Below are 23,917 nucleotides of genomic sequence, written 5' to 3'. Positions count from 1 at the left end.
CCACAGCCGCATGCCAGCCGACGGACACCGGGAGTGCGATATGACGACGATCAAACAAGTTTGCCTGGGTGCCGCGGTCGCGGGCGTGGTCGCAGGTGCGGGAACGGTGCTGGGCACCGCCGTCGCGTACGCCGACGATTCGCCGTCGGACTCGCCAGGGACGTCGCAGTCGGATTCCCCCGGCGCTGCATCGTCGAAGGCCGGTTCGGCGGGCCGGTCGGCCCGATCGGCCGGCGCCACGAACACCGGGAGCGGGTCGGCCTCGGGTGACAGCACGCCGCAGCAGACCACGACAGCCGTGAAGACCCGCTCACCGGAGCCGAGCGCGGCGCAGCGCCGGACCGCGACCCTGTTGCGTGATCTGGCCCCGGCTGAGGAATCGAGCACCGAGACGGTCGCCGCCGAGGAGCCGGCAGCGACCGCCGCCGCGGCGCCGAAAGCCTCGGCGCCACTGGCCGCCGCCGTCGTCCCCGCGCTGGTTCGCGCACCCGCCCCAGCGGCCCCCGTCGCATTCCCGCTGCTGCCGTTGCTGCCCACGCCTGCCGTGCCGGCACCGGCCGCCGCGGTCACCCTGAGCGCCTCCGCGCCCCCGCCCCAGCGGCCCCCGTCGCATTCCCGCTGCTGCCGTTGCTGCCCACGCCTGCCGTGCCGGCACCGGCCGCCGCGGTCACCCTGAGCGCCTCGGCGACCAGTGGCCGGGTGCGCAGCGCCAGTGCGGTGACGACCCTGCTCGCCGCGCAGCCCACCCACGTCCTGCTGATCGGCACCGACGGCACGAACCTGGACAAGATCCTCGCCGACCCGGTGGCCAACGCGGACTTCATCAACCTGATGAACCAAAGCGTCACGGGCGCAACGAGCATCGTCGGGCACACCACGATCTCCGGGCCGTCCTGGACCACGATTCTGACCGGCGTGTGGGACAACAAGAGCGGGGTGATCAACAACCTGTTCAACCCGGCGCCGTACAACTCCTGGCCCACCGTGTTCAACCTGATCGAGTACAACGACTCCACGATCGACACCGCGGTGATCGCCGACTGGAAGTACATCAACGACATCGGCAATGCCGGCGGGTATGCCGCCGACGTCAACGAGTTCGTCGACTTCACCAACAGCTGGGCCGACACCGACGCCGAGGTCGTGTCGAAGACCATTCAGATGATCCAGAACACCTCGGCCACCGACTCGACGTTCATCTTCTCCTACCAGGTGCAGGTCGACGAGGCCGGTCACGCCTATGGCGGCGGCTCACCGGAGTACGCCCAGGCCGTCACCAATGTCAGCGACAACATCGGCGACATCATGGCCGCGATCGACGCTTGGGAGCTCGCCAATCCGGGCGAGGAGTGGACGGTGATCGTCACCACCGATCACGGCCACCAGCAGTCGAAGGGCTTCGGCCACGGCTTCCAGTCACCCAACGAGACGTCGTCGTTCGTCATCTTCGACCTCGAGGGCGACAGCGCCAACGACGGCAAGCAGAACCTGGGCTACACCAACGCCGACATCACGCCGACCATCATCAGCCTGTTCGGTTTGCCGGCACGCTCGGACTTCGACGGGGTGTCGCTGGCCACCAAGGGCAACAGCATCGTCGACCCGGTCGATCTGGTGCAGTCCCTCAACGACGCGGTGGACATGTTCGGCTACCCCAACATCGGAATCGACATCGCCCTCGGTGTCCGGACCGTGTTCGCCTCGATCCCGTACTTCCTGGACGGCTTCGTCACGACCATCACCGAGCAGCTGCAGGGCATCGTCGACCAGGACATCTTCCTGATCAGCGCGCTGGCCGGCATCGCCGAGGCGCTGGTGAAGATCACCGGCGACATCGTGGTGGGAACCACCCAGGCGCTGGCGCGGGTGGTGGCCACGGCCACCGGATCCGGTGTCATCGCGCCGACCGATCCGCCGCTTCCCCCGCCGCCCGGGGCCGCCGTAACACCCAGCCCGGCACCCGTCCTGGTCACCGTCAACGTCGCCTGACCAATCCGGGCTCGATCACTCGAGTCACTGCAGTAACTTTCGTCACGGAGTGCGTAGTCTGGACTAATGCGCTCAACGCACGGCGTGAAGGCCGGCCTGGCGGCGGTCCTGCTGGCCACCGCCACTCTGGCGGGCGCCGGCTGCAGCAGCACCATCGACGGCGCAGCGCCCACCACCACGACCACCCCGTCGGGACCGTCACAGGGCGGCGACACGCTGCCGCCCAGCGACAGCGGATACGTCTACATCGAGACCAAGTCCGGGCAGACCCGCTGTCAGATCAACTCCGAGTCGGTGGGCTGTGAGTCCGACTTCACCAACCCGCCGATCATCAACGACGAGCCGGCCAACGGTGTGGAGGTGACCGCCGAGGGCAGCGTCCGCTGGATCAGCGGCAATCTCGGTGCGATCCCCACCACCACGATCGACTACAGCGTCTACCACGCGGTGGGCTGGACCATCGACGCCAGCAGCAGCGGTACCCGCTTCACCAACGACGGCACCGGCCACGGGATGTTCATCAGCACAGAGGGCGTCGAGGTCTTCTAAGCTGGCGCAGGTGGACTTCCGTGTGTTCGTCGAACCCCAGCAGGGCGCCAGCTACAACGATCAGCTCGCCGTCGCGCAGGCAGCTGAATCCCTCGGCTACTCAGCCTTTTTCAGATCCGATCACTATGTGGCGATGAGCGGTGACGGGCTTCCGGGTCCGACCGACTCCTGGGTGACCCTGGCCGGCATCGCCCGCGAGACCACCACCATCCGACTGGGCACTCTGGTCACTTCCGCGACGTTCCGCTACCCCGGTCCGCTGGCGATCTCGGTGGCCCAGGTCGACGCGATGAGCTCGGGCCGGGTCGACTTCGGCATCGGGGCGGGCTGGTTCGAGGCCGAGCACCAGGCGTATGCGATCCCGTTCCCGCCACTGGGCGAACGCTTCGACCGGCTCACCGAACAGCTTGAGATCATCACCGGGCTGTGGACCACCCCGCCCGGGCAGACCTTCGGCTACGAGGGCACCCATTACACCGTCACGGAGTCCCCGGCGCTGCCCAAGCCGGTGCAGCAACCCCACCCGCCGATCGTCATCGGCGGCGGTGGCGCCAAGCGGACCCCGGCGCTGGCGGCCCGCTTCGCCGCGGAGTTCAACCTGGCATTCCCGACCCTCGACTTCGTCGAACCGCAGTACGGCCGGGTCCGGGCCGCCCTCGAGAAGGTCGGCCGCAGCCCCGACGACATCGTCTACTCGGCGGCGTTCGTCGTCTGCGCCGGGCGCGATGACGCCGAGATCGCCCGGCGGGCCGCCGCCATCTCCCGCGATGTCGATGAACTGCGCACCAACACCCCGCTCGTCGGCACCCCGTCGGAGATCGTCGACCGGCTGGCGCCCTACGTTGAGGCCGGGGTTCAGCGGGTGTACCTGCAGGTGCTCGACATGTCCGATCTCGACCATGTGGAGTTGTTCGCCACCGAGGTGGCCCGCCAGCTGACCTGATTGCGGAAAGTCTCATTCGTGCTGGCGGGGCGGCTAGCATAGGTAGCCGTGGCGAAAACTGACCCCACTGGGGCCACCGGCTATCCGGCCGAGGACGCCATCCCCTTTCCCGATCCGTTCGGCCCATACCCCGATCAGCCCTACCCGAGCGGATCGGCCGTGAGCCCGCCGCAGCCGACATCCAACGGCGCGGGAGAGCCGCCGCCACCGGTTGACGACGACGATCCGCCCACCGATCCCGCGCTGCCCGTGCTGGCCACGGACGACGGGTTCGACCCGTTCTCGGCCGACGCGTTCTGGTTTCCCGAGCGACCCTGGTACCGCAAGCAGTCCGCGACGATCGCCTTGTGGGCCATCGGCGCGGCCGTGGTCGCCATGGTCGTCGCGGCAGTACTGCTGGTGGTCCGCGACTCCGACGAGTCCGGCAGCCCCGGCAATGACGACACCTCGACGACGGCCCCGTGCCGGAAACCCCGCCGTCCTCGGCGGAGCCCCGCAACACCTGGGTGCCGCAATACCCGCGGCAGGCCGACAATGGCAGACCCAACGTCACGACTCCGCAGACCAGGCCGCCGCAGATCAGCGTCCGGCCCACCCACCGCCCGGCGTTCCCCAACCAGCCTGGCGGGGGCTGACGGCTACTATCGGAACCCGTGGCGCGCGACGGTTACCCCGACGACCCGAACAACTACTCCGATAGTGACCCCACCCAGTACGCCAACTACGGCGGCACGGGCGGTGAGGCCTATAGCGATTACCAGCAGCCGGGCTACGACCAGCCGGGCTATGGCCAGCCGACCGGCTACGGGCAGGTGCCCGAGCCTGAGCCGCCGACCCCGTGGCATCGAAAGCCGGTGGCGCTGATCGGTCTTGGTGTGCTCACCGCAGTGGTGCTGGCGTTGCTGGTGTACGCCGTCGTGAAGTTCACCAGTGGTGATTCCAGCAGCCCGGCGGTCACGTCGACCACCACGCCGACCTCGTCGGTGGACACCTCGTCGTCGGCCTCGGTGGCCCCCGGTCCCGGTGGCACCACCCAGACGGTGACCGAGTCGCCGAGCACGAGCACGGAAACCCCGACGACCACCACCGAGACGCCGACCACCACGACCACCACCCAGACGCCGTCGACGAGCACCAGTACGACCACGAGCACGAGCACGTCGACGAGCACCAGCACCACGGTGTCGACGGCCACCGTCACCGAGACGGTGACCACCACCCAGCAGGTGCTGCCCACCCTGCCGTCGCTGTTACCCCGGCCCGGCCAGAACGGCTAGTAGCGCTCAGTAGCCGCGCGAGGCGTACTGGGCGACCAACGCCTCGGCGCTGCGCACCGCGGCTCGGCACGCCCGGGTGGTGAACGGGTCGTTGAGGGGATGTTCGGCCCGTCGCCGCCAGCGTTGGGCCGCGGCGAACGCGGCCCGCGGACCGTCGTAGGGCACCTCGGGTGTCAGCCCGAGCCGGCTGGCCGGGTCGGTGCCCGACCCGCCGATGATGCGGCGCAGCGATGCCATCTCGTCCTCGGTGAATGTGGTTGACCGGGAACGTAACTGGCTCAGCAGCCGCAGTTCTTCGAAGGCGTGGGTGTCGGCCAGCAGCGGGTCGATATCCGCGATCACGTAGGGCGTCGCCTGAATCGGGTGGGTCTCGACGAACCGGCGCAGCGACACCAGCGCTGTGTGCGCCTTGAGCGATTCGGAGCGCTGCGCGAACTGCTGGTCGATGACGTCGCGCAGCGCCACCAGCCCGCTGCGCTCCAGCAGTTCGTCGGCCAGCGCCACCGAATCGGTGACACCCGAGCGCAGTACCGCGATCGAGATGCGGATGCCGAACATGCCGAACCGGTCCAGCAGTGCGGCGCGGGTGGGCACGTCGACGGGCAGCTCGATGTCCGGCCGGACGAAGCGGTCGACGCTGAGCATCGCCTTGTTCAACTCGGCGGGCTCGACGGCGGCGAGTTTCTCCAGTGCGGCGAACTCGCTCTGCCGCAGCGTGCGGGCGGTCAGCGCGAGCAACCCCGACACCGGGACCACCGCCTGGCAGATGCCGGTGCGGTCGAGTTCCTCGGTGAACCGGTTGGCCACATCCTTGGCCGACATCATCGCGTCGAGACGGCCGGCGCCGATCTCGTCGGCGCGGGAGGCCACCCCGATCACCCCGAGGGCGCCGGTGGAGCCGCCGACGAGTTCGCCGATCTGACGCAACAGCGCGATGTCGGCGGCGTTGAGCGTGCGCAGCAGGAACACCACGGCATCGACCCGCGGCACGCCGTCCTCGGGAACCAGCAATCGCAGGGTGCGTTCGGAGACGTCCCGCGACAGCGACGAGGTGCCCGGGGTGTCGATGATCGTGGCGTTGATCAGTTCGGCGGCCGGCCACTCCACGTCGAGGTCGGCGATGTCGACCGGGTCCAGATCACCGAAATCGAAGGTCAGTCCGTCACCGCGGGCGATCGGGACGTTCGTCCGGCGGCCGCCGACGTGATTGGCGGTGACCTTCGGGACCGGGCCGTGCCGGAACCAGGTGACGATCCGGGTGGCCTCGGTAGCATCGGTCGGCGCGATGGTCTCGCCCACGAGTGCATTGACCAGGGTCGACTTACCGGCCTTCAACGTGCCGGCCAGCGCGATCCGAATCGGCTGGTTGAGCCGGGCGGCGATGCGGTCCAGTTCGGCGAACACGTCGGGTCGCTGCTGGTATGCGGGTTCGGACTCATAGGCGCGACGGGTGCCTGCGAGGATGGCGCGGACCTGATCGCTGGTGCTCATCGAGGGTCGAGTCTACGGTCCAGCGCGCGCGGTGCCGGACGGCTAGTATCAGCCGCCATGGCCCCGGAGACGACGCCGTGGTACCGCACCTCGGCGGCCACCTTCGCTGCGGGACTGCTCGGTCTGGGCATCATCGCCGGTTTGGTGTACGCCGTCATCACCATGTCGGGGCAGTGGAGCGGCGACGACAGCGAGACTGTCGTGCCGCCCGGGACGCACCTTCCCGAGCCGCCGCACTTCGCCGCGACCACCACGTCGGCGACGTCGACCACCTACACCACGGTGCGGCTGTCGACCACCGACATCGGGCTGCCGGGCGAGGTGTCCTCCACCACCGGCACGACGACACCGACCGACCTTCCGGTGCCCACCTCGCCGCCGCCGGGCGCTGTGGCTCCGACCTTCCCGGGCAGCTTCCCGACGCGGGTCACCCATCCACCGGGCACCAACCGGACGGGTCCGCGGCTCAATGAGACTCGAACCCTGTTCCCGCAGCCGTAATTACCGTGCCGGAACCAGCTTTTCGGCGTTGTCGAGCACCTGGCCGAGGATGTTGAGCTGCCGTTCGAGCTCGCCGATGCGGTTGTTGCGTTCGGTCTCCTCCAGGCGCGCGGCCGCGATGGTGGACTGCAGTGACTCGTTGAGCGATCGGGTGGTCTGGTTGGCGATCTCGCGATAGTGGTCCCGCAGTTGGCGCTGGACGTTCTTGAGGCGGTCGCGGGATTCCTTGGTGACCACGAACAGGACGTCGTCGACGAAGCGGCGCAGGTTGGTCTTGGCCTCATTGCGCACCCGCATCATCCGGTTCTCCATGTCCTCCTTGTAGGCCTTGCGCCCGAGCAGGAGTCCGGCACCCAGTGACAGCGGGTTGAACATGCCCAGGCCGGCCACCGAGGTCAGCATGCCGAACATCAGCACACCGCCGTAGGAGCCCCGCATGCTGGTGATCACCTTGTGGCCCTTGCCAATCGGTTTGGACTCCAGCCGCGCCAGGGACTTGAGCCTGCCGACTTCGGCGCCCATCTCCCGCGCGCTCACCTCGGGCATCTTGATGGCGTCCAGGCCGGCTTCGACGAACGTGCGGGCCACCTCGGCGGCCAGCGCCTCGGCGCGCTGATAGGCCCAGACGAAGTTGTCCCCGACCGCGTTGGCGACGTCGTCCTCCACCTGGGCGCCGATCTCGGCCCATTGCTGGGTGGGGTCGCAGGAGTCGATGACACCCTCGGCATGCTGGGTGATCGCCCGGAACCGAGCGCGCAGATCGTGGTCGACATCGGCAGTCAGGTCGGCGATCCCGTCGTTGAGCACCTGCTGCCACAGCGCGGTCTGCTGCAGGGCGTCCTGCGCCTCCTGCTTGCGGCGCTCCAGATCGGCCGTCAGCCTGCCGATTTCATCCGGATCACTCAGGGCCGCCAGCTCCGCATCGACAGCAAGCCTCAAATGCTCGGCGGCGGAGCGGATTTCGTTGACCACATGGTCGCGTACCCGATCGTTCTCCCGGGAGAGCACCTTCTCGGACAGGAACTTCACGATCGCCGGGAAGTTGGACTCCTCGTTGAGTTCCTTGTCGTTGTACTGGATGGCGTGGCTGCGCAGCACCGAGGACACCGGGATCAGCGGCAGGTCCAGACCGGCCCGCCGCAGATGGGCGGTGTTGGTCTCGACGATCTGACGCCAGAACGGATACAGGTCGGTCTTGGTGGCGACGATGGCCGCGACCGGGCAGACCTCGTAGGCCTGGCGGATGAACCGCATCTCCGGTTCGGTGAACTCCTGGCTGGTGTCGCTGACCATCAGCATGGCGTCGGCGTCGGGCAGCAGACCCAGGGTGGCCGACAGGTGCGGCTGGCCGTGGCCACCGACACCGGGGGTGTCGATCAGCGTCAGGCCGCCTTTGAGTAACGGGCTGGGAGCGCCGACCTCGACCCGCAGCACCTCGCGTCCACCGGCTTGCGGGGCACGGCGAAGGTCATGGCGGATGTCGGCGACCGGGATGTCGATGACCTCCGGCTCCAGGCCCTCACCGGTCGACACGATCAGCCGGGCGGTGGGCTCGTCGGCGTAAGTGACGACGGTGACCAGCGCGGTGGTCTCGTCGTCGCCGACCCGGGCCACCGGGACATTGAGCAGCGAGTTGAGGAGCTGGCTCTTGCCCTGCTTGAGCTGGCCGGCGATGACCACCCGGATCTGCGGATCGCAGATCCGCTCCTTGGCCACCGCCAGGCGAGCCGCCAGATCACCGCGATCGTTGAGATTGGCGATCGCACTGGTGTGCTCGATCAGCTCGACGATCACCCTGACCCTGCGCGGGTCCTCTGGTTGCGTCACGTGTCCTCCCACTCCTGCCATCAACACCGTAGGCGCACAAAACGGCGGGGACCGTCATCCGGTCCCCGCCGTCGTGCGCTCAGAAGCCGAGCAGGTGATTACCCGACGCCAGCGCCAGGTCGTTGCTGTTGTCGAGCTGGCTGTTCACCAGCGTGGTGTCGTGGCTGGTGTCGAACAGCGCGTGGCTCGAGCTGTCCTGTGTCGAGGTCTCGGTCACGGTGGTGGGGTGCACCGAGCTGTCGGTGTGCTCGCTGACCGTGGTCGTCGTGGTGGTCTCGGTCTGGGTGTGCGTCGGGGTGATCACCGAGTTGCCGCTGTTGGTTGAGGTGTGACCGTCGATGATGGTGATGCCACCGCCACCGGCGTCGCCACCGGAGGTTCGGCCGCCACCAATGCCGATCAGGCTGTCACCGCCGGCCGCTCCGCCACCGTTGCCGCCACTGGCGTCCACGTCGTGGAAGACCGGGCCGCCGTTGTCCTTGATGACGGTGCTGCCACCGGTGGCCGTGGTGCCGTTGTCGTCGATCTGGCCATGTCCGACAGCAACATTGGAGCCGGTCCCGGCCAGCACATCGCCGTTGTTGACGTCGTTGTTGTTGCCGAGCACCGCGCCGTCCCCGCTGACGATGTCACCGCCGCTGGAGCCGCCGACCACGACGCCGCCGTCGGTGGCGGTCTGCGTGGTCTTGTTGCCGAAGGTGATGTCACCGAAGCCGAGGTTGAACGCGCCCTGCTGGGCGTTCGCGCCGGCGGCCTGATCAGGGCTCAGCAGCGAGGTGTCGTTGTGGCTGGCCAGGTCGGTCTGCGGGGCGAAGGTGGGAGCGGGGGCGTACACCGGCTGGAACGACGGCGCGTAGGCCGGGGCGAACCCGTACTGGTTGGACACCGCGCGCTGCAGGCCGACGATCGGGTCGCCGTCGCCGAGCACGAGCCCCGGGACTGCGGTGGCGGCCACCGCCGACACCTGGGCCGCGCTCACACCGGCCAGGCCGGCGTCGCGCAGCGACTGTTCCGGCGCGGAGACGAACGCGCGGGCGGCGTCCTCGTCGCGGAACAGGTTGAGGATCCAGTCGATCAGAGTGAGCATGGTCGGGCCTTTCGGTCGTGCTCGCCGGTCTGTCCGGCGATCTGAAAAACACGCTATGACCGCCGCGGAGCCCCGAAAACGGGGCGCAAACCCCTCGTCGACCGACCCCTACCGGGGGTCATTGAGGGCTCTTCGTTAGGGGATTAGGGGCTCCCTAGGGATTCCGGCAGAAATGGCGAAAGCCCCACGTCATCGGACGTGGGGCTGTCGCGCGCAGGCTCAGAAGAGGTCGTCAGAAGAGGTCGAAGCCCTGGTGCTCGGAGCCGGGGTGGGAGTCGTCGGTGTGTGAGTGCTCCCAGCCGGCGTCGGTGATCCAGTCGGGGGTCAGGCCCGGATCGGCCGGCTGGTCGAGGTACGGATCGGTGACCTGGGTCGACGGGTCGATTCCCGTCGGATCCGCCAGAGCCGGGTCGACGGCGGTATCCGCGACGAGGACGTGCCCGGCGGCGGCCGGATCCTGGATCACCCCGGCGTCGAGCGGGTGGGCATCGGGCAGTGCGTGCGCCGATGCGGCGTCGAACGCGTCGAAGGCGGCGGTGGCAGCCCCGCTGGCCCACACGTTGCCGTCCCCACCCGGGTCGGTACCGAAGCTGGGCGCCGCCATGGACAGTGAATCGGCCACCATCGGGATCAGGTTATTGACGTCGACGCTGGTCACATCTGTCAGATGGGCGTCGGCGATGGCACCGGCCGGGTCGGCGGCGTAGCGTGCGGCGGCATCGGGGTCGCGCACCAACGACATCACAAAGTCGAGCAACGAGTTTGCCATGTCACGCCTTCTCCCCTACCGCCGATAGTCACAGCAGAATTCCAGCTGCTGCCAAGAATGCTATCGGCGAAAGCAGGCGCCGGGATCGGTGCCGAACCCAGCCCGCCGACGTCGGCGTTAGGGGATGCAGCCTTAGGGGATTCGATGTCATTAGGGGTTTCCTGCCGGGGTTGGCGGCAGTCAGCCGCTATGGTGAAAACCGCCGCCGAGCGCAGCGGAAGGGAAGTGCGAATTGAGCGACTCGCTGGGGTTGTCGATCGGGACGGTCAACTTGGCGGCAGCCCGCCCCGGACGCCGGCCGGTGACCCGCCGATCGGTCCTGACGTTGTGGGACAACCGGCCTGCCGAGGTCGGTGTCCCGTCGCAGAACCCGGAGTTGACGAGCCCCAACCTGACCGAGGCCGGTCAGGTGTTGCGGGGCTTCGTCGAACGCGTCGGCGATCCCGTTCCCCTGGTCGCCGCCGACGGGTCGGCGCACAGCGGTGAAGCGCTTGCCGCCGAAGCACTCGAGGCCATGGCGCGCACGGTCGACGATGGCCAGCCGCCGTCGACGATCGTCATTGCGGTGCCGGCCTATTGGGGTCCGGGCGCCATTGGTGCGCTGCGCGGTGCGTTGCGGGCCCGTCCCGCGCTGTCCCCCGGCGGGGTGCCCCCGACGCTGATCTCGGATGCCACCGCGGCGCTGGCCTCCCTGCAGGCCGACCCGGGCCTACCCGGCCAGGGCGTGGTGGCGCTGTGCGACTTCGGCGGCAGCGGAACGAACATCACCCTGGCCGACGCGGGTGCCAACATGGCACCCATCGGCGAGACCGTGCGGTTCGCCGACTTCTCGGGTGAGCAGATTGATCAGGCCCTGCTGACCCAGGTGCTGGCCGCGGTGCGCGACGCAGCCAATGCCGACCCGGCCAGTACCGCGGCGGTGGGCGCTCTCACCCGGTTGCGCGACGAATGCCGTCAGGCCAAGGAGCGGCTGTCCGCCGAGACCGCGACCGTGGTGCCGGTGGAGCTTCCCGGGGTGCGTACCGAGATCCGGGTGACCAGGGCCGAACTCGAGGGCCTGATCGCCGAGCCGCTGGCCGGCTTCCTGGATGCCCTCGGAGATGCCCTGGAGCGCAACAGGATTCCGGCCGTCAACCTGGCCGCGGTGGCCACGGTGGGCGGGGGCGCCGCCATTCCGATCATCACCCAGCGCTTGTCGGAGGAACTGCGCGTGCCGGTGGTCACCACGCCACTGGCCGGGCTCAACCCGGCCATCGGGGCCGCGGTGATCGCCGCGCGGGGCACCGCCCCGGATGCGCCGACCGGGATGTCGGTCGCGGCCGCGGACGCCCCGACCGGTCTTGCACCTGCGGCATGGGCAGCGGGCGCGGCGGGTGCCGCCGCCACCGAGTCGGCCACCGACGGATCACCGTCTGCGACGTTCCGGGCACTGGCCTGGTCGCAGGACGACGAGGCCAGCGACGAACCGGTGCCCTACTCCGGTGAGGACTACACCTTCGACTACGCGCAGCAGGCCCAGGGGGCCACCGGGGCGCGCCCGATGGTCGAGTTCGACTCCGACGACCAGGAGACGATGCTCGTCGACACGCCGGTGCCGTGGTACCGGCGACCGCCGTTGCTGTTCGGCCTGGCCGCCGCAGTGGCGGCGGTGGCAGTCGGCGGATTGGCGATCACTCTGACCAGTGTGGACAGCACACCGACCACCACGACCACCCGCGTCACCAAACCGGGCGAGCAACCGGCCGACGCCGTCACCACGAGTGTCATTCCGCCGCAAACGGTTACGGTCACCGGTGACAACGGCAGTGCCACGGTGTCGACCATCCCGGCCTCGACCACCACCCAGCCGGCCAGCACCACCACGACCACGACGACGCCGTCGACCACCACGACGACGACAACGACGACCACCACCACAACCACGACGACCACCACCACCACCACGACGACCCCGCCGACGACCCCCCCCCCCCCCCCCCCACCGCCCCCGCCGACGACCACCACCACGACCACGACCACGCAGCCGCCCACCACCACGACGACGAAACCGCCGACGACCACCACGACGGAGGCCCCGCCGCCGACCACCACGGTGGCGCCGCCGACGACGACGGTCGCTCCGATCACGACGACGGCGGCTGCCGCACCCACCACGGCGCAGGTTCCCACCACCCAGGTGGTGGTGACCACCGAGGCACTGATCCCCGCCGTCATCGCACCCGAGAGCTAGCCGGGACGTGGCCGAACCGGTTGCGCCGCAAAGCCTTCCACCAGCCGCGAAGGCGATGGTGGAGGCACTGGCGGCGGCCCCGACCGGTCCGGCCAAAGTACTGGTGACCGGCGGAGTCGGTGCCGGCAAGAGCACGGTGCTGGCGGCGGTCCGAGAGGTGCTGCGCGACGGCGGTCTGCCCGTCAGCACCCGGCTCCCGGCCGCCGAGAACCGCCATGCGGTCGTGGTGATCGATGACGCACACCTGCTCAGCGCCGAGGAACTCGGCCGGCTCACCGACCTGACCGGCGATCCGGACTCGACGGTGATCATCGCCTCCGAGCCCCGCGAGAGTGACGATGCGCTGCGCGCGCTGACGACGGCCATCGAGCGCGAACGTCCCCGTGTCGCGCTGGGACCGCTTGGCGCGGCTGAGGTTTCGCGACTGCTGGCCGACCCGTCCGGGCATCCGCCGCGCACCGACCTGGTGACCAACATCATGGTCGCCACCGCAGGGATCCCGTTCCTGGTGGCGGCGGTCGCCGACTCGGTGCGACCTCCCTCGCCGAATTCGACTGCGCAGACGGCGTTTTTCGCGCTGATCGAGCGCCTGCGACGGCTGGGCGAACCGGAACTGGACGCCTTGCTGGTGTGCTCACTGAGCTATGACCTCGGCGCCACCGACCTTGCTGCGGCATTGGAACTTCCCGCCGAGCGAGCACAGGTGCTGGTGGACCGCGCCCGCGCCACCGGCCTGGTGGAGCCGTCGCACAGTCCGCACTTCCTGCGCTCGGTGCACCGCGCGGTGTCCCAGGTGGTGGGCAACGCCCGGCATCGCGAGCTCGAAACCGCCCTGCTGCGCACCCAAATCGAGATGTCCACCCTGTCCCCGGCGTTGGCGCTGCGGCTGGCCGAACACGGTGTCCAGGATCAGCAGCTGGCCGAAGTACTCCGTCGGCAGGCCGCGGCCGGGCGCAGCGATCCGGGATCGGCCGCGCGGCTGTACCGGGCGGCGGTCGACGCGGGCGCCGTCGAGTTGCGTGCCGAGCTCGCCGACGCACTGGCCCGATCCGGCGACGTCGCGGCTGCCGGCGGCGAGACCGACGACCTGCTCAGCTCACCGGACCCCCGGGAGCGGGCCGCCGCGGTGCGCGTCGCGGCGAGCATGGCGGCGCACAGCGGCAACAGCGCTCAGGCGGCTGAGCTGTTCACCTGGCTGGGCCCCTACCCTGACGCGGTGGTCAGCGCCGCCGCGGCGATCGTGCTGACCTCGGTCGGCGACGCGCAGGGGGCCAACGCGGCGCTGGCCGCCGAGGTGGCCGGTCCGCCGACCGCCGCATCGCGCGGTGCCCGCACCCTGGCAGATGGTCTGCTCACCACCCTGTCGGCGCCCTACTCTGCGGCGGCCGCCAAGCTCGGCCAGGCGATGGCCGCCGAGTACTCCGCGGGGCAGGTGCTGCCCGACAGCCCGGCTGCCCTGGTCACCCTCGCCGCCCTGCACGCCGGGGATCCGGTGCGGGCGCGCAGTGTGATCAGCCGGGCGGTACGCGCCGGCCGCGATAGCCCGGACCCGCTGTACGGGCACCGGCATCGGCTGTTGCTGGCCTGGACCAAGATGCAGGACGGCCACCTCGCCGGCGCCTCCAGCGAACTGGCCGGCATCGACGACTCGGCTCTGCACCGCCGCGATGCGCTGTGGGCGGCAGCCCTGCGGACCGCGATCGCGCGGCGCGGCGGTGACACCGGCGGAGTCCAGAAGCATTGGTATGCGGCCATGGAGGTGCTCGCCGAGTATTCGGTGGACCTCTTCTCCCTGCTGCCACTGGGTGAGCTGTGGGTGGCCTCGGCGCGGATGCGTCAGCAGGACCGGCTCACGCCGTCCCTCGACCAGGCGTTCGCGATCCTGTCCGCACTCGGCAACCCGTCCACCTGGTCGGTGCCACTGCACTGGGCCGGTGTGCATGCGGGCATCCTGGCCAGCGACCCGGCGGCGGTCACTCCGCACGGGCAGGCACTGGCCGGGGCCGCCGCCCACAACCCGTTCGCCAAGGCGCTGGCCGGGGCGGGCCGGACCTGGCTACGGGTGCTCGCCAATCAGGTCGACGCCGACGAGGTGAATGCCGCGGCGCACAGCCTGGCCCAGTTCGGACTCACCTCCGATGCCACCCGGCTGGCCGGGCAGGCTGCTCTGCAAGCCACCGATCCCAAGGTCTCAGGCCTGATGCTGCAGGTGGCCCGCGATCTCAAGGTCGCGGCGGGCGACGGCGCCGAGGACTCCGCGACCCCCGAACCGGGGCCCGGCGTCGGCGCGGTACGGCCGGCGTCGTCGCCGCTGTCGGACCGCGAGCGCGAAGTCGCCGAACTTCTTCTGATGGGCATGCCCTATCGGGACATCGGGGCCCAGCTGTTCATCTCCGCCAAAACCGTCGAACATCACGTCGCACGCATCCGCAGGCGGCTGGGCGCCGAATCCCGTTCGGAGATGTTGTCGATGCTGCGGGCAATCCTGACTCCCGAGGCGTGACCCCAGACACGATCTGGGGAAGTTAGGGCAGCCTTTGTGGCGGCGCCGATCGCGAAGATGCAACTATGAGCTGGAATGGAGCCAAGTTACCGACCGGTAACTTGCGCTAAGTTACTAACGAGTAACTTACACTAGGGAGGCAGTCCGTGACCGCTCTCGACTGGGGCCGGCTGGTAATTGGCCTGCTGGCGACCGCCATTGTGCTGGTCTTTGCCGCACGCCGTGTGCAGTTCCTGACCAAGCTGATCCGGTCGGGTCAGCCCGTCGGTGACGCGGCCGGCCGCAAAGACGACATCCCGGACCGGATCAAAGCCCAGTTCACCGAGGTCTTCGGTCAAAAGAAGCTGCTCAAGTGGTCCATCCCCGGCCTCGCTCACTTCTTCACGATGTGGGGCTTCTTCATTCTGGCCACGGTGTACCTCGAGGCCTACGGCGTGCTCTTCAACCCCGAGTTCCACATCCCGATCGTCGGCCGGTGGGACGCTCTGGGCTTCCTGCAGGACTTCTTCGCGGTCGCCGTGCTGCTCGGCATCATCACGTTCACGATCATCCGGCTGCGCTCCGAGCCGAAGGAACTCGGCCGCTCGTCGCGGTTCTACGGCTCGCACACCGGCGGTGCCTGGCTGATCCTGCTGATGATCTTCCTGGTCATCCTGACCTACGCGATCTTCCGCGCCGCCTCGGTCAACGTGCTGGGCGACGCCTTCCCCTACGGCTGGGGCGCCTTCTTCTCGCACGGCCTGGCCAAGCTGCTGGCCCCGCTGGGCCACACGGCCAACGAGTGGATCGAGACCATCGCGCTGCTCGGCCACATCGGCGTCATGCTGGCCTTCCTGCTGATCGTGCTGCACTCCAAGCACCTGCACATCGGCCTGGCCCCGATCAACGTCACCTACAAGCGGCTGCCCAACGCGCTGGGTCCGCTGCTGCCCGTCGAGTACCAGGGTGAGCCGGTCAACTTCGAGGATCCCGCCGAGGACGCCGTGCTCGGCCGCGGCAAGATCGAGGACTTCACCTGGAAGGGTTACCTCGACTTCACCACCTGTACCGAGTGCGGCCGCTGCCAGTCGCAGTGCCCGGCGTGGAACACCGGAAAGCCGTTGTCTCCCAAGCTCGTCATCATGAACCTGCGCGACCACCTGTTCGCCAAGGCGCCCTACATCATCGGCGGCAAGCCGATTCCGAACGGCGAGAACGAGGCCGAGCAGTTCGCCTCAGCCGAGGGCGGTTTCGTCGAGACCAAGCACGACGCCCACGACCACGTGCCGGAGTCCGGCTTCGAGCGCGTCATGGGCTCCGGTCCGGCACAGGCCACCCGCCCGCTGGTCGGCACCGCCGAGCAACTCGGCGTGATCGACCCCGACGTGCTGTGGTCCTGCACCACCTGCGGCGCCTGCGTCGAGCAGTGCCCGGTGGACATCGAGCACATCGATCACATCGTCGATATGCGCCGCTACCAGGTGATGATGGAGTCCGAGTTCCCCGGTGAGCTCGGCGTGCTCTACAAGAACCTGGAGAGCAAGGGCAACCCGTGGGGCCAGAACGCCAAGGAGCGCCTCACCTGGATCGACGAGGTCGATTTCGACGTGCCGGTGTACGGCAAGGACGTCGAGTCGTTCGCCGGCTTCGAGTACCTGTTCTGGGTCGGCTGCGCCGGCGCCTACGAGGACCGCGCCAAGAAGACCACCAAGGCGGTCGCCGAGCTGCTGTCGGCGGCCGGGGTCAAGTTCCTGGTGCTCGGCGACGGTGAGACCTGCAACGGCGACTCGGCCCGCCGTTCGGGCAACGAGTTCCTGTTCCAGCAGCTGGCCGCGCAGAACGTCGAGACCCTCAACGACCTGTTCGAGGGTGTCGAGCGGGTGGACCGCAAGATCGTCGTCACCTGCCCGCACTGCTTCAACACGCTGGGCCGCGAATACCCGCAGGTCGGCGGCACCTACACCGTGGTGCACCACACCCAGCTGCTGAACCGCCTGATCCGCGACAAGAAGCTGGTGCCGGTCAAGCCGGTCGAGGGCGGGTCCAACATCACCTACCACGACCCGTGCTACCTGGGCCGCCACAACAAGGTCTACGACGCACCGCGTGAGCTCATCGGTGCCTCCGGCGCGCAGCTCACCGAGATGCCGCGGCACGCCGACCGCGGCCTGTGCTGCGGCGCGGGTGGCGCCCGGATGTGGATGGAAGAGCACATCGGCAAGCGCGTCAACCACGAACGCGTCGACGAGGCGCTGGCGCTGGACCCGTCGAAGATCGCCACCGGCTGCCCGTTCTGCCGCGTGATGATCACCGACGGCGTCGGTGACCGCGAGAAGGCCGACGAGGTCGAGGTGCTCGACGTGGCCCAGCTGCTGCTCGGCACGCTGGACCTGAGCGGTGTCACGCTGCCGGAGAAGGGTGCCGCGGCCAAGGCGGCCGCTGCGGCCGCTCCGGTCAAGGCCCCGCCGAGCCCACCCCGGCTCCGGCCGAGCCCGCCGCGGCTGCGGCACCGGCTGCTCCGGCGGCACCGGCCGCAGAAGCTCCCGCGGCCGCGCCGGTCAAGGGCCTGGGCATCGCGGGCGGCGCCAAGCGCCCGGGTGCCAAGAAGGCTGCGGCTCCGTCCAACGGCGCAGCGGCCCCGGCTGCTGAGGCTGCTCCGGCCGCTGAGGCGCCCGCCGCAGTGCCCGTCAAGGGACTCGGCATCGCGGGCGGCGCGAAGCGTCCCGGTGCGAAGAAGGCTCCGGCGGCTCAGGCCACCGCAGCGGCAGCGCCGGCGGCCGAGGCGGCACCGGCCGCCGAGGCACCGAAGGCGGAGGCTCCTGCCGCCGAGGCTCCGGCCGTCGAGGTCAAGGGACTCGGGATCGCCGCAGGCGCCCGCCGGCCCGGCGCCAAGAAAGCTCCGGCCGCAGCACCTGCCGCGCCGGCTCCCGCCGAGGCAGCTCCGGCCGCTCCTGCCGCCGAGCCCGCTCCGGCTGCCGAGGCAGCTCCTGAAGCCGCGGCTGAGCCGGAACCGGCCGTCGAGGTCAAGGGACTGGGGATCGCACGGGGCGCCCGCCCGCCCGGCAAGAAGCGCTAGCGCCACCGATCCTGTCGTTGTCGACACCGCCACTCGCGCGACGTGTCGACAACGACAGTTTGGGTGGGAAGTGCTAGCCGATCTTCTGCATCTGGAAGGCGGCCTGGGTGATCTGCCCGCCGGGGCACTCGCCGTTGGAGTCCGTGGTCAGAAAGCCGGTCAGCGTCGCGGCGTCGATCGAGTAGGCGATCGAGACCGGCGCATAGCTGCCGTCGGAGCAGACGATGCCGTCGGGCTTGGTGACGGTGAAGTTCCAGCGGCCATTGGTCAAGGTGGCGACGCTGGTCCACCCGACGGTGCTGACCAGATTGGCTGTGCAGCCGTCAGTGAGGGTGACGCAGTTGGTGGTCGCGTTGACCTGGGCGCCATCGGCGCCGCCGACGACGGCGTAGGTACCACTCAACGGTGCCGGATCGGCGTTCGCCGGGGCGCTCAGCGCCACCGGGATCACGGCAGCGGCCGCCACCGAGACCAGGGTCGCCGCCAATGCAACGGTGCTGTGTTGTTTCATCTCTGCGCCTCCATGCTCGATGCAGCAAATTAGCAGCCTTTTCGCAGGGAATTCGGTAGGCAGCCGCCAAATGCCCGGTTGTGTCCGGGATGCTGCGCAACCGATGACGAACGGTTACGTCAGCGCAGCAAAATTGCGCCCTGACGGGCGGTTAATCGGTTTGCGCCGAGATGGGACAATTCTTGACGTGACTACTCATCAGCTGCCGTGGCATTGCACGAGCCAGCACCCCCGGCAGCGCACGTTCACGCAGTCGACCAAGCTGCAGGACGTTCTCTACGAGATCCGCGGGCCGATCCACGAGCACGCGAACCGGCTGGAGAACGAGGGTCATCGGATTCTCAAGCTCAACATCGGTAACCCCGCCCCGTTCGGGTTCGAAGCGCCCGACGTCATCATGCGCGACATCATCGCCGCGCTCCCCGACGCCCAGGGCTACTCGGACTCCAAAGGCATCGTCAGTGCCCGCCGGGCCGTTTTCACCCGCTATGAGCTGGTCGAAGGCTTCCCGAAGTTCGACATCGACGACGTCTACCTCGGCAACGGCGTCTCCGAGCTCATCACCATGACGCTGCAGGCGCTGCTCGACAACGGCGACCAGGTGCTCATCCCGGCCCCGGACTATCCGCTGTGGACGGCCTCGACCGCGCTGGCCGGGGGCACCCCCGTGCACTACCTGTGCGACGAGACCAACGGCTGGATGCCCGATATCGCCGACCTGGAGTCCAAGATCACCGACCGCACCAAGGCGCTGGTGGTCATCAACCCGAACAACCCCACCGGCGCGGTATACAGCCGCGAAGTCCTGCAGCAGATGGTCGAACTGGCCCGCAAACACCAGCTGCTGCTGCTGGCCGACGAGATCTACGACAAGATCCTCTACGACGAGGCCAAACACATCAGCCTGGCCTCACTGGCACCGGATCTGCTGACGCTGACCTTCAACGGCCTGTCCAAGGCCTACCGGGTGGCCGGCTACCGCTCCGGCTGGCTGATCATCACCGGCCCCAAGGAACACGCCAGCAGCTTCATCGAGGGCATCAGCCTGCTCGCCAACATGCGGCTGTGCCCGAATGTGCCTGCGCAGCATGCCATCCAGGTCGCCCTGGGCGGACACCAGAGCATCGAGGACCTCGTGCTACCCGGTGGCCGGCTGCTCGAGCAGCGCGACGTGGCCTGGGCCAAACTCAACGAGATCCCCGGTGTCTCCTGCGTGAAGCCCGAAGGCGCGCTGTATGCCTTCCCCCGGCTCGACCCGGAAGTCCATGACATCCACGACGACGAGCAGTTGGTCCTGGATCTGCTGCTGCAGGAGAAGATCCTGGTCACCCAGGGCACCGGGTTCAACTGGCCCGCGCCCGACCACCTGCGGATCGTGACGCTGCCCTGGGCGCGGGATCTGTCCAAGGCAATCGAACGGCTCGGCAACTTCCTGGCCAGCTACCGCCAGTAATAGTCCAGGCAGACGCATCTACCCTGTGCGGGTGACGCACTCGCACTCGCACTCACACACCGGCCCCGCGCCGCTGAGCCCACTGGCGGCCAGAACCGTGGCCATCATCCTGGCGGTGATCGGCCTGGCGGTGGTCATCGGCGCGGTCCTGCTGTGGCCGAGCAACCACAAGGTCGACATCCCGCTGCCGTTCCAGAACAGCGCCGGCGGAGCCGTCACCACCGAGGGCGGCCACGTGGTCTCGACCAGCCTCGCCGACTGCGGAAGCCCATCGGCCGGCCAGGTGCTCACCGCCTCGCCGGCGCCCGGACTGGCTGGTAGCGGGCAGTGCATCCAGAACGTCGTCGCCATCGACACCGGACCCAATCGTGGCGCCACCACCCTGCTGGAGTTCTCCCCGGGACCGGGCCAGCCAAACCTGTTGGCCGGAGACAATATTCGCATCTTTCGCCAGGTCGACCAGCAAGGCGCCACCAGCTACGGGTTCTACGACTACGAGCGCACCTGGCCGTTGATCGCACTGGCCGCGGCGTTCGCGCTCGTGATCGTCGCGGTGGCCCGCTGGCGGGGATTGCGCGCACTGGTCGGGATCGTGGTGGCCTTCCTGGTCCTGGTGATCTTCCTGCTCCCCGCCCTGCGGGACGGCTCACCGGCGGTGCCGGTGGCACTGGTGGCCTCGTCGGCCATCCTGTACGCGGTGCTCTACCTGGCGCACGGGGTGAGTCTGCGGACCAGCGCGGCGCTGCTCGGAACCTTGACCGCGATGCTGCTCTCAGCGCTGTTGTCCTGGGGCGCAATCGAAATGGCGCATCTCACCGGGTTGTCCGAGGACCAGAACAATGTGGTGGCCGCCTCGATGGGCCACGTGTCGATCCAGGGTCTGCTGCTGGCCGGGTTCATCATCGGCTCGCTGGGTGTGCTCAACGATGTGACGATCACCCAGGCCTCGGCTGTCTTCGAGCTGGCCCACCTGGGGCACGGTTCGCGGCGGCAGATCTTCCTGCGCGCCATGCGCATTGGCAGCGATCACATCGCTTCCACCGTCTACACCCTGGTGCTGGCGTATGCCGGCAGCTCGCTGTCGCTGCTGTTGCTGTTCAGCGTCGCTAACCGGTCGCTGGCCGATGTGCTGACCAGTGAAAGCGTGGCCATCGAGATCGCCCGCTCCGCGGTGGGCGGCATCGTGCTGGCGTTGGCGGTCCCGCTGACCACGGGGATCGCGGCGATCCTGGCTACCCCCGCTCCAGCAGCTCCAACAGGTAACCGCCATAGCCTGACTTGAGCAGGGTGTGCGCCCGCTCGGTGAGCTGGTCGTCGTCGATGAAACCCATCCGCCAGGCGATCTCTTCCGGGCAGGAGATCTTCAGTCCCTGTCGTGCTTCGATGGTGCGCACGAAATCGGCTGCGTCCAAAAGGGAATCGAACGTCCCGGTGTCCAGCCAGGCGGTTCCGCGTGGCAACACCTCGACGGTCAGCCTGCCCTGGTCGAGATAGATCTGGTTGATCTCGGTGATCTCCAGTTCGCCACGCGCCGACGGCGTGAGGCTGCGGGCGATGTCGATGACGTCGTTGTCGTAGAAGTACAGCCCGGGCACCGCGTAGTGGGATCGCGGGGCGGCGGGTTTTTCCTCTAGCGACACCGCGGTTCCGGTGGCGTCGAATTCGACGACGCCATAGGCCGACGGGTTGGCCACCCAGTAGGCGAAGATCGCGCCACCATCGACGTCGCTGAACCGGCTCAGGCTGGTGCCGACGCCGGGACCGTAGAAGATGTTGTCGCCCAGGATCAATGCCACCGGTTCGGTGCCGATGTGTTCGGCGCCGATCAGGAATGCCTGGGCCAGGCCCGCCGGCCGGTCCTGCACCGCGTAGCTGATCGCAGCGCCGAACGCCGAGCCGTCGCCGAGGAGGCGCTGGAAGGCCGGTGCGTCCGACGCCGTGGTGATCACCAGGATGTCGCGAATCCCCGCCAGCAGCAGCGTGGACAGCGGGTAGTAGATCATCGGCTTGTCGTACACCGGCAGCAGTTGCTTGCTGACTCCGGTGGTCACCGGGTACATGCGAGTGCCCGATCCCCCTGCCAGGATGATTCCCCGCATCCGGTAAGCCTAGAACGAGCGCCACAGTCCAGCCCGCCCGGTGCCGCCGTCAGTACTCGACGCGGAATCCCCCGATGAGCGTGATCTGGTTGCCGTCGGGATCGGCCAGCGTCGACAACCGCACACCCTTGTTCGCCTCGACGATCGCGCCGGGCATCAGGCCGCGGCCGCGCAGCTCCTCGAGGTGGCCGTCGAGATCGTCGACCGCAAAGTTGAGCAGCCCGCCGCCGGCCTTCCCGGGCTCGTCGAACACCTGCACCCACGCGCCGGGACGGACCTGCCACTCCAGCAGCGTGGGCATGGGATGGTTGTCGGCGGGCCTGCCGAACAAGGTCGCGTACCAGCGGCCGCTGGTGTCGACGTCGCGCACGGGGACGACGGCCAGCACATGATCAATCGCCATGTTTCACACCTCCTGTCTCAGAGGGTGTGACTACCCCGGCTCGCCGAAGTCATCGGTGAGGGTGATCAGACCTGCAGGTCCTCGTCGGTCAGCTCGGTGGCCTCCAGCGCGGCGGCCAGGCTGTCGTGGCGGAACACCGAGGTGACGTGGTCGTGGACCACCCGGAACGCCGAGGCCGCGGTGCTGGTGTCGGCGGGATCGGACTTCGACGTCAGTTGCTCTTCGACGACGACGACGCCGTCGTGGTAGTAGATCTGGCCGACCTCGATGGCCACCGTGGAGCCCTGCGCCCAGTCGCGCAGTGCGGCATGACCCTGCGCGGCGCCGTTGGCGTCGCCGATCTCGATGTCGTCGCTGGACAGCGACACCAGGGTGTCGAGGTCCGAGGAGTTCAGCGCGTCATGCCAGGCGAGAACGGTGGCGATCTCAGAGGTGCTCATGAAGGCTCAAGTTACCGGCTCAGAACGGCGTGCGGGCCAACCAGGTGTCCCAGACGTGCGCTTCGCCGAACATCTCGATGTCCAGCTCGGCCACCGGGGCGCGGCGCACGATCGCCAGCAGCAGGTCGCGAGCCGGGCCGCGCAGGGCGGTGGTGGCCTTGCCGTGCTCGTGGTCCACGGCGATCCCGTCGGGCCGACCCAGGATGGTCCACTCGCCGGCGGTCCCGAGGCCGGGGTCGGTGGCGTGCAGGTGCAGCGACTGGCCGTCGCCGAGCGGCCGGTCCCCGCCGGCCGGTCCTTCGGCGTCGGCGCGCACGAACACCCGCTCGAGGTACTCGGTGATGCCGTCGGCCGCGACCGCCGGGTCGAGGTAGAAGCCGGCCCCCAGGGCCAGGGCGGCATCGGCGCGGTGCACGGCGGTCTCGTGCAGGCGACGCCGGATCCACCACTTCGCCGGCCGGGGTCCCAGGAAGGTCCACACGGGGGTGTCCGGGCCGGTTCGGGCGACGGCCTCGATCAGCATCTGCGGGCCCTCGTGCAGCCAGGCCAGCTCGTTGTCGCGGCCCTCCGGGGGCTTACCCCCGGCGACGGTGCGCGGGTCGATGGCGTCCATCGACTGCTGGGCCACGATCTGCGTGCACCAGCGGTCACCCCGGCCGACATGGCGCATCAGCTGCGCGAGCGTCCACTCCGGGCAGGTCGGCACCGGGGTCGACAGGTCGGCGTCGTAGAAGAGTTCGGCGAAGGCCGCGTTCTCGGTGATCAGCTCTTCGGGGAAATCCATAGTCGC

Annotated in this window: 21 protein-coding genes and 1 pseudogene; 12 read left to right on the top strand and 10 right to left on the bottom strand. The window is 68.9% G+C overall.

What is annotated here, in order from left to right:
• The first annotated feature begins 40 nt into the window (after positions 1 to 40).
• The 4 genes from BN3385_RS04800 (at position 41) to BN3385_RS04785 (ending at position 3,481) form a co-directional block, all read left to right on the top strand.
• The gene (locus BN3385_RS04800) at positions 41 to 676 is read left to right on the top strand and encodes a hypothetical protein (RefSeq protein ID WP_059015473.1); all 636 of its coding nucleotides are present in this window, start codon (positions 41 to 43) and stop codon (positions 674 to 676) included.
• Complete coding sequence (locus BN3385_RS04795) at positions 646 to 1,989, top strand: alkaline phosphatase family protein (RefSeq protein WP_231748629.1); 1,344 nt, start codon at positions 646 to 648, stop codon at positions 1,987 to 1,989. Before BN3385_RS04800 ends, BN3385_RS04795 begins: the two co-directional genes overlap by 31 nt.
• 66 nt (positions 1,990 to 2,055) lie before the next feature.
• Positions 2,056 to 2,538, top strand: coding sequence for a hypothetical protein (locus BN3385_RS04790; protein WP_059015471.1), 483 nt, complete (start codon positions 2,056 to 2,058; stop codon positions 2,536 to 2,538).
• 10 nt (positions 2,539 to 2,548) lie between these two features.
• Positions 2,549 to 3,481, top strand: a complete 933-nt coding sequence (locus BN3385_RS04785; protein ID WP_082690283.1) for an LLM class F420-dependent oxidoreductase — start codon at positions 2,549 to 2,551, stop codon at positions 3,479 to 3,481.
• A 140-nt stretch (positions 3,482 to 3,621) separates the two neighbouring features.
• On the opposite strand, the gene BN3385_RS04780 is transcribed toward BN3385_RS04785, so the two are convergent.
• On the bottom strand, positions 3,622 to 3,927 hold the full coding sequence (locus BN3385_RS04780) for a hypothetical protein (RefSeq protein ID WP_059015470.1): 306 nt from the start codon (positions 3,925 to 3,927) through the stop codon (positions 3,622 to 3,624).
• Positions 3,928 to 3,942: 15 nt separating this feature from the next.
• Here BN3385_RS04780 and BN3385_RS28000 point away from each other — a divergent pair, with 15 nt between their 5' ends.
• Both BN3385_RS28000 and BN3385_RS27470 read left to right on the top strand, forming a co-directional pair.
• Entirely contained in the window at positions 3,943 to 4,116 is a 174-nt protein-coding gene (locus BN3385_RS28000; protein ID WP_156432557.1) for a hypothetical protein, read from the top strand.
• An 18-nt stretch (positions 4,117 to 4,134) separates the two neighbouring features.
• Complete coding sequence (locus BN3385_RS27470) at positions 4,135 to 4,758, top strand: hypothetical protein (protein ID WP_082690282.1); 624 nt, start codon at positions 4,135 to 4,137, stop codon at positions 4,756 to 4,758.
• 6 nt (positions 4,759 to 4,764) lie between these two features.
• Here BN3385_RS27470 and BN3385_RS04770 read toward each other — a convergent pair whose 3' ends face one another.
• Positions 4,765 to 6,249, bottom strand: coding sequence for a dynamin family protein (locus tag BN3385_RS04770; RefSeq protein WP_059015468.1), 1,485 nt, complete (start codon positions 6,247 to 6,249; stop codon positions 4,765 to 4,767).
• 57 nt (positions 6,250 to 6,306) lie between these two features.
• On the opposite strand from BN3385_RS04770, the gene BN3385_RS04765 reads away from it, so the two are divergent.
• Positions 6,307 to 6,750, top strand: coding sequence for a hypothetical protein (locus BN3385_RS04765; RefSeq protein WP_059015467.1), 444 nt, complete (start codon positions 6,307 to 6,309; stop codon positions 6,748 to 6,750).
• On the opposite strand, the gene BN3385_RS04760 is transcribed toward BN3385_RS04765, so the two are convergent.
• The 3 genes from BN3385_RS04760 to BN3385_RS04750 form a co-directional block, all read right to left on the bottom strand.
• Positions 6,751 to 8,577, bottom strand: a complete 1,827-nt coding sequence (locus tag BN3385_RS04760) for a dynamin family protein (RefSeq protein ID WP_059015466.1) — start codon at positions 8,575 to 8,577, stop codon at positions 6,751 to 6,753. It lies immediately after the preceding gene.
• A 79-nt stretch (positions 8,578 to 8,656) separates the two neighbouring features.
• On the bottom strand, positions 8,657 to 9,664 hold the full coding sequence (locus tag BN3385_RS04755) for an IniB N-terminal domain-containing protein (RefSeq protein ID WP_059015465.1): 1,008 nt from the start codon (positions 9,662 to 9,664) through the stop codon (positions 8,657 to 8,659).
• 232 nt (positions 9,665 to 9,896) lie between these two features.
• Complete coding sequence (locus BN3385_RS04750; protein ID WP_059015464.1) at positions 9,897 to 10,433, bottom strand: Rv0340 family IniB-related protein; 537 nt, start codon at positions 10,431 to 10,433, stop codon at positions 9,897 to 9,899.
• A gap of 232 nt (positions 10,434 to 10,665) precedes the next feature.
• Between BN3385_RS04750 and BN3385_RS04745 the strand changes: the two genes are divergently transcribed.
• The 3 genes and pseudogenes from BN3385_RS04745 (at position 10,666) to BN3385_RS04735 (ending at position 18,221) form a co-directional block, all read left to right on the top strand.
• Positions 10,666 to 12,663 carry an Hsp70 family protein gene (locus tag BN3385_RS04745; protein ID WP_082690281.1) on the top strand — a complete coding sequence of 666 codons (1,998 nt, stop codon included), beginning with the start codon at positions 10,666 to 10,668 and terminating at the stop codon, positions 12,661 to 12,663.
• A 7-nt stretch (positions 12,664 to 12,670) separates the two neighbouring features.
• Positions 12,671 to 15,166, top strand: coding sequence for an isoniazid response ATPase/transcriptional regulator IniR (gene iniR, locus BN3385_RS04740; protein ID WP_197415123.1), 2,496 nt, complete (start codon positions 12,671 to 12,673; stop codon positions 15,164 to 15,166).
• Positions 15,167 to 15,552: 386 nt separating this feature from the next.
• Positions 15,553 to 18,221, top strand: a pseudogene (locus BN3385_RS04735) ((Fe-S)-binding protein).
• Between the two features lie 73 nt (positions 18,222 to 18,294).
• Here the strand turns inward: BN3385_RS04735 and BN3385_RS04730 are convergent.
• Complete coding sequence (locus BN3385_RS04730; protein ID WP_059015462.1) at positions 18,295 to 18,732, bottom strand: hypothetical protein; 438 nt, start codon at positions 18,730 to 18,732, stop codon at positions 18,295 to 18,297.
• 160 nt (positions 18,733 to 18,892) lie between these two features.
• On the opposite strand from BN3385_RS04730, the gene BN3385_RS04725 reads away from it, so the two are divergent.
• Both BN3385_RS04725 and BN3385_RS04720 read left to right on the top strand, forming a co-directional pair.
• Positions 18,893 to 20,185, top strand: coding sequence for a pyridoxal phosphate-dependent aminotransferase (locus BN3385_RS04725; protein ID WP_059015461.1), 1,293 nt, complete (start codon positions 18,893 to 18,895; stop codon positions 20,183 to 20,185).
• A 31-nt stretch (positions 20,186 to 20,216) separates the two neighbouring features.
• Positions 20,217 to 21,467, top strand: coding sequence for a YibE/F family protein (locus tag BN3385_RS04720; protein ID WP_059016396.1), 1,251 nt, complete (start codon positions 20,217 to 20,219; stop codon positions 21,465 to 21,467).
• Here the strand turns inward: BN3385_RS04720 and rfbA are convergent.
• The 4 genes from rfbA to BN3385_RS04700 form a co-directional block, all read right to left on the bottom strand.
• Entirely contained in the window at positions 21,418 to 22,284 is an 867-nt protein-coding gene (gene rfbA / locus BN3385_RS04715; protein ID WP_059015460.1) for a glucose-1-phosphate thymidylyltransferase RfbA, read from the bottom strand. The genes BN3385_RS04720 and rfbA overlap by 50 nt on opposite strands.
• Positions 22,285 to 22,333: 49 nt before the next feature.
• Entirely contained in the window at positions 22,334 to 22,687 is a 354-nt protein-coding gene (locus BN3385_RS04710; protein ID WP_059015459.1) for a VOC family protein, read from the bottom strand.
• A gap of 65 nt (positions 22,688 to 22,752) precedes the next feature.
• Entirely contained in the window at positions 22,753 to 23,127 is a 375-nt protein-coding gene (locus BN3385_RS04705) for a nuclear transport factor 2 family protein (RefSeq protein ID WP_059015458.1), read from the bottom strand.
• Positions 23,128 to 23,146: 19 nt separating this feature from the next.
• Entirely contained in the window at positions 23,147 to 23,911 is a 765-nt protein-coding gene (locus tag BN3385_RS04700) for a maleylpyruvate isomerase N-terminal domain-containing protein (protein ID WP_059015457.1), read from the bottom strand.
• Positions 23,912 to 23,917: the final 6 nt, after the last annotated feature.

It is taken from the genome of Mycobacterium sp. M26, from assembly GCF_001494595.1.
In the GTDB taxonomy this organism is placed as follows: Bacteria; Actinomycetota; Actinomycetes; order Mycobacteriales; family Mycobacteriaceae; genus Mycobacterium.
This window is presented reverse-complemented; position numbering and strand designations above follow the sequence as displayed.

What these genes read in the sequence shown, in the direction of transcription:
- BN3385_RS04800 (WP_059015473.1), top strand. Translation starts at nt 41, where the DNA reads ATGACGACGATCAAACAAGTTTGCCTGGGTGCCGCGGTCGCGGGCGTG.
- BN3385_RS04790 (WP_059015471.1), top strand. Translation starts at nt 2,056, where the DNA reads ATGCGCTCAACGCACGGCGTGAAGGCCGGCCTGGCGGCGGTCCTGCTG.
- BN3385_RS04770 (WP_059015468.1), bottom strand. Translation starts at nt 6,249, where the DNA reads ATGAGCACCAGCGATCAGGTCCGCGCCATCCTCGCAGGCACCCGTCGC.
- BN3385_RS04765 (WP_059015467.1), top strand. Translation starts at nt 6,307, where the DNA reads ATGGCCCCGGAGACGACGCCGTGGTACCGCACCTCGGCGGCCACCTTC.
- BN3385_RS04755 (WP_059015465.1), bottom strand. Translation starts at nt 9,664, where the DNA reads ATGCTCACTCTGATCGACTGGATCCTCAACCTGTTCCGCGACGAGGAC.
- BN3385_RS04750 (WP_059015464.1), bottom strand. Translation starts at nt 10,433, where the DNA reads ATGGCAAACTCGTTGCTCGACTTTGTGATGTCGTTGGTGCGCGACCCC.
- BN3385_RS04730 (WP_059015462.1), bottom strand. Translation starts at nt 18,732, where the DNA reads ATGAAACAACACAGCACCGTTGCATTGGCGGCGACCCTGGTCTCGGTG.
- rfbA (WP_059015460.1), bottom strand. Translation starts at nt 22,284, where the DNA reads ATGCGGGGAATCATCCTGGCAGGGGGATCGGGCACTCGCATGTACCCG.
- BN3385_RS04710 (WP_059015459.1), bottom strand. Translation starts at nt 22,687, where the DNA reads ATGGCGATTGATCATGTGCTGGCCGTCGTCCCCGTGCGCGACGTCGAC.
- BN3385_RS04705 (WP_059015458.1), bottom strand. Translation starts at nt 23,127, where the DNA reads ATGAGCACCTCTGAGATCGCCACCGTTCTCGCCTGGCATGACGCGCTG.
- BN3385_RS04700 (WP_059015457.1), bottom strand. Translation starts at nt 23,911, where the DNA reads ATGGATTTCCCCGAAGAGCTGATCACCGAGAACGCGGCCTTCGCCGAA.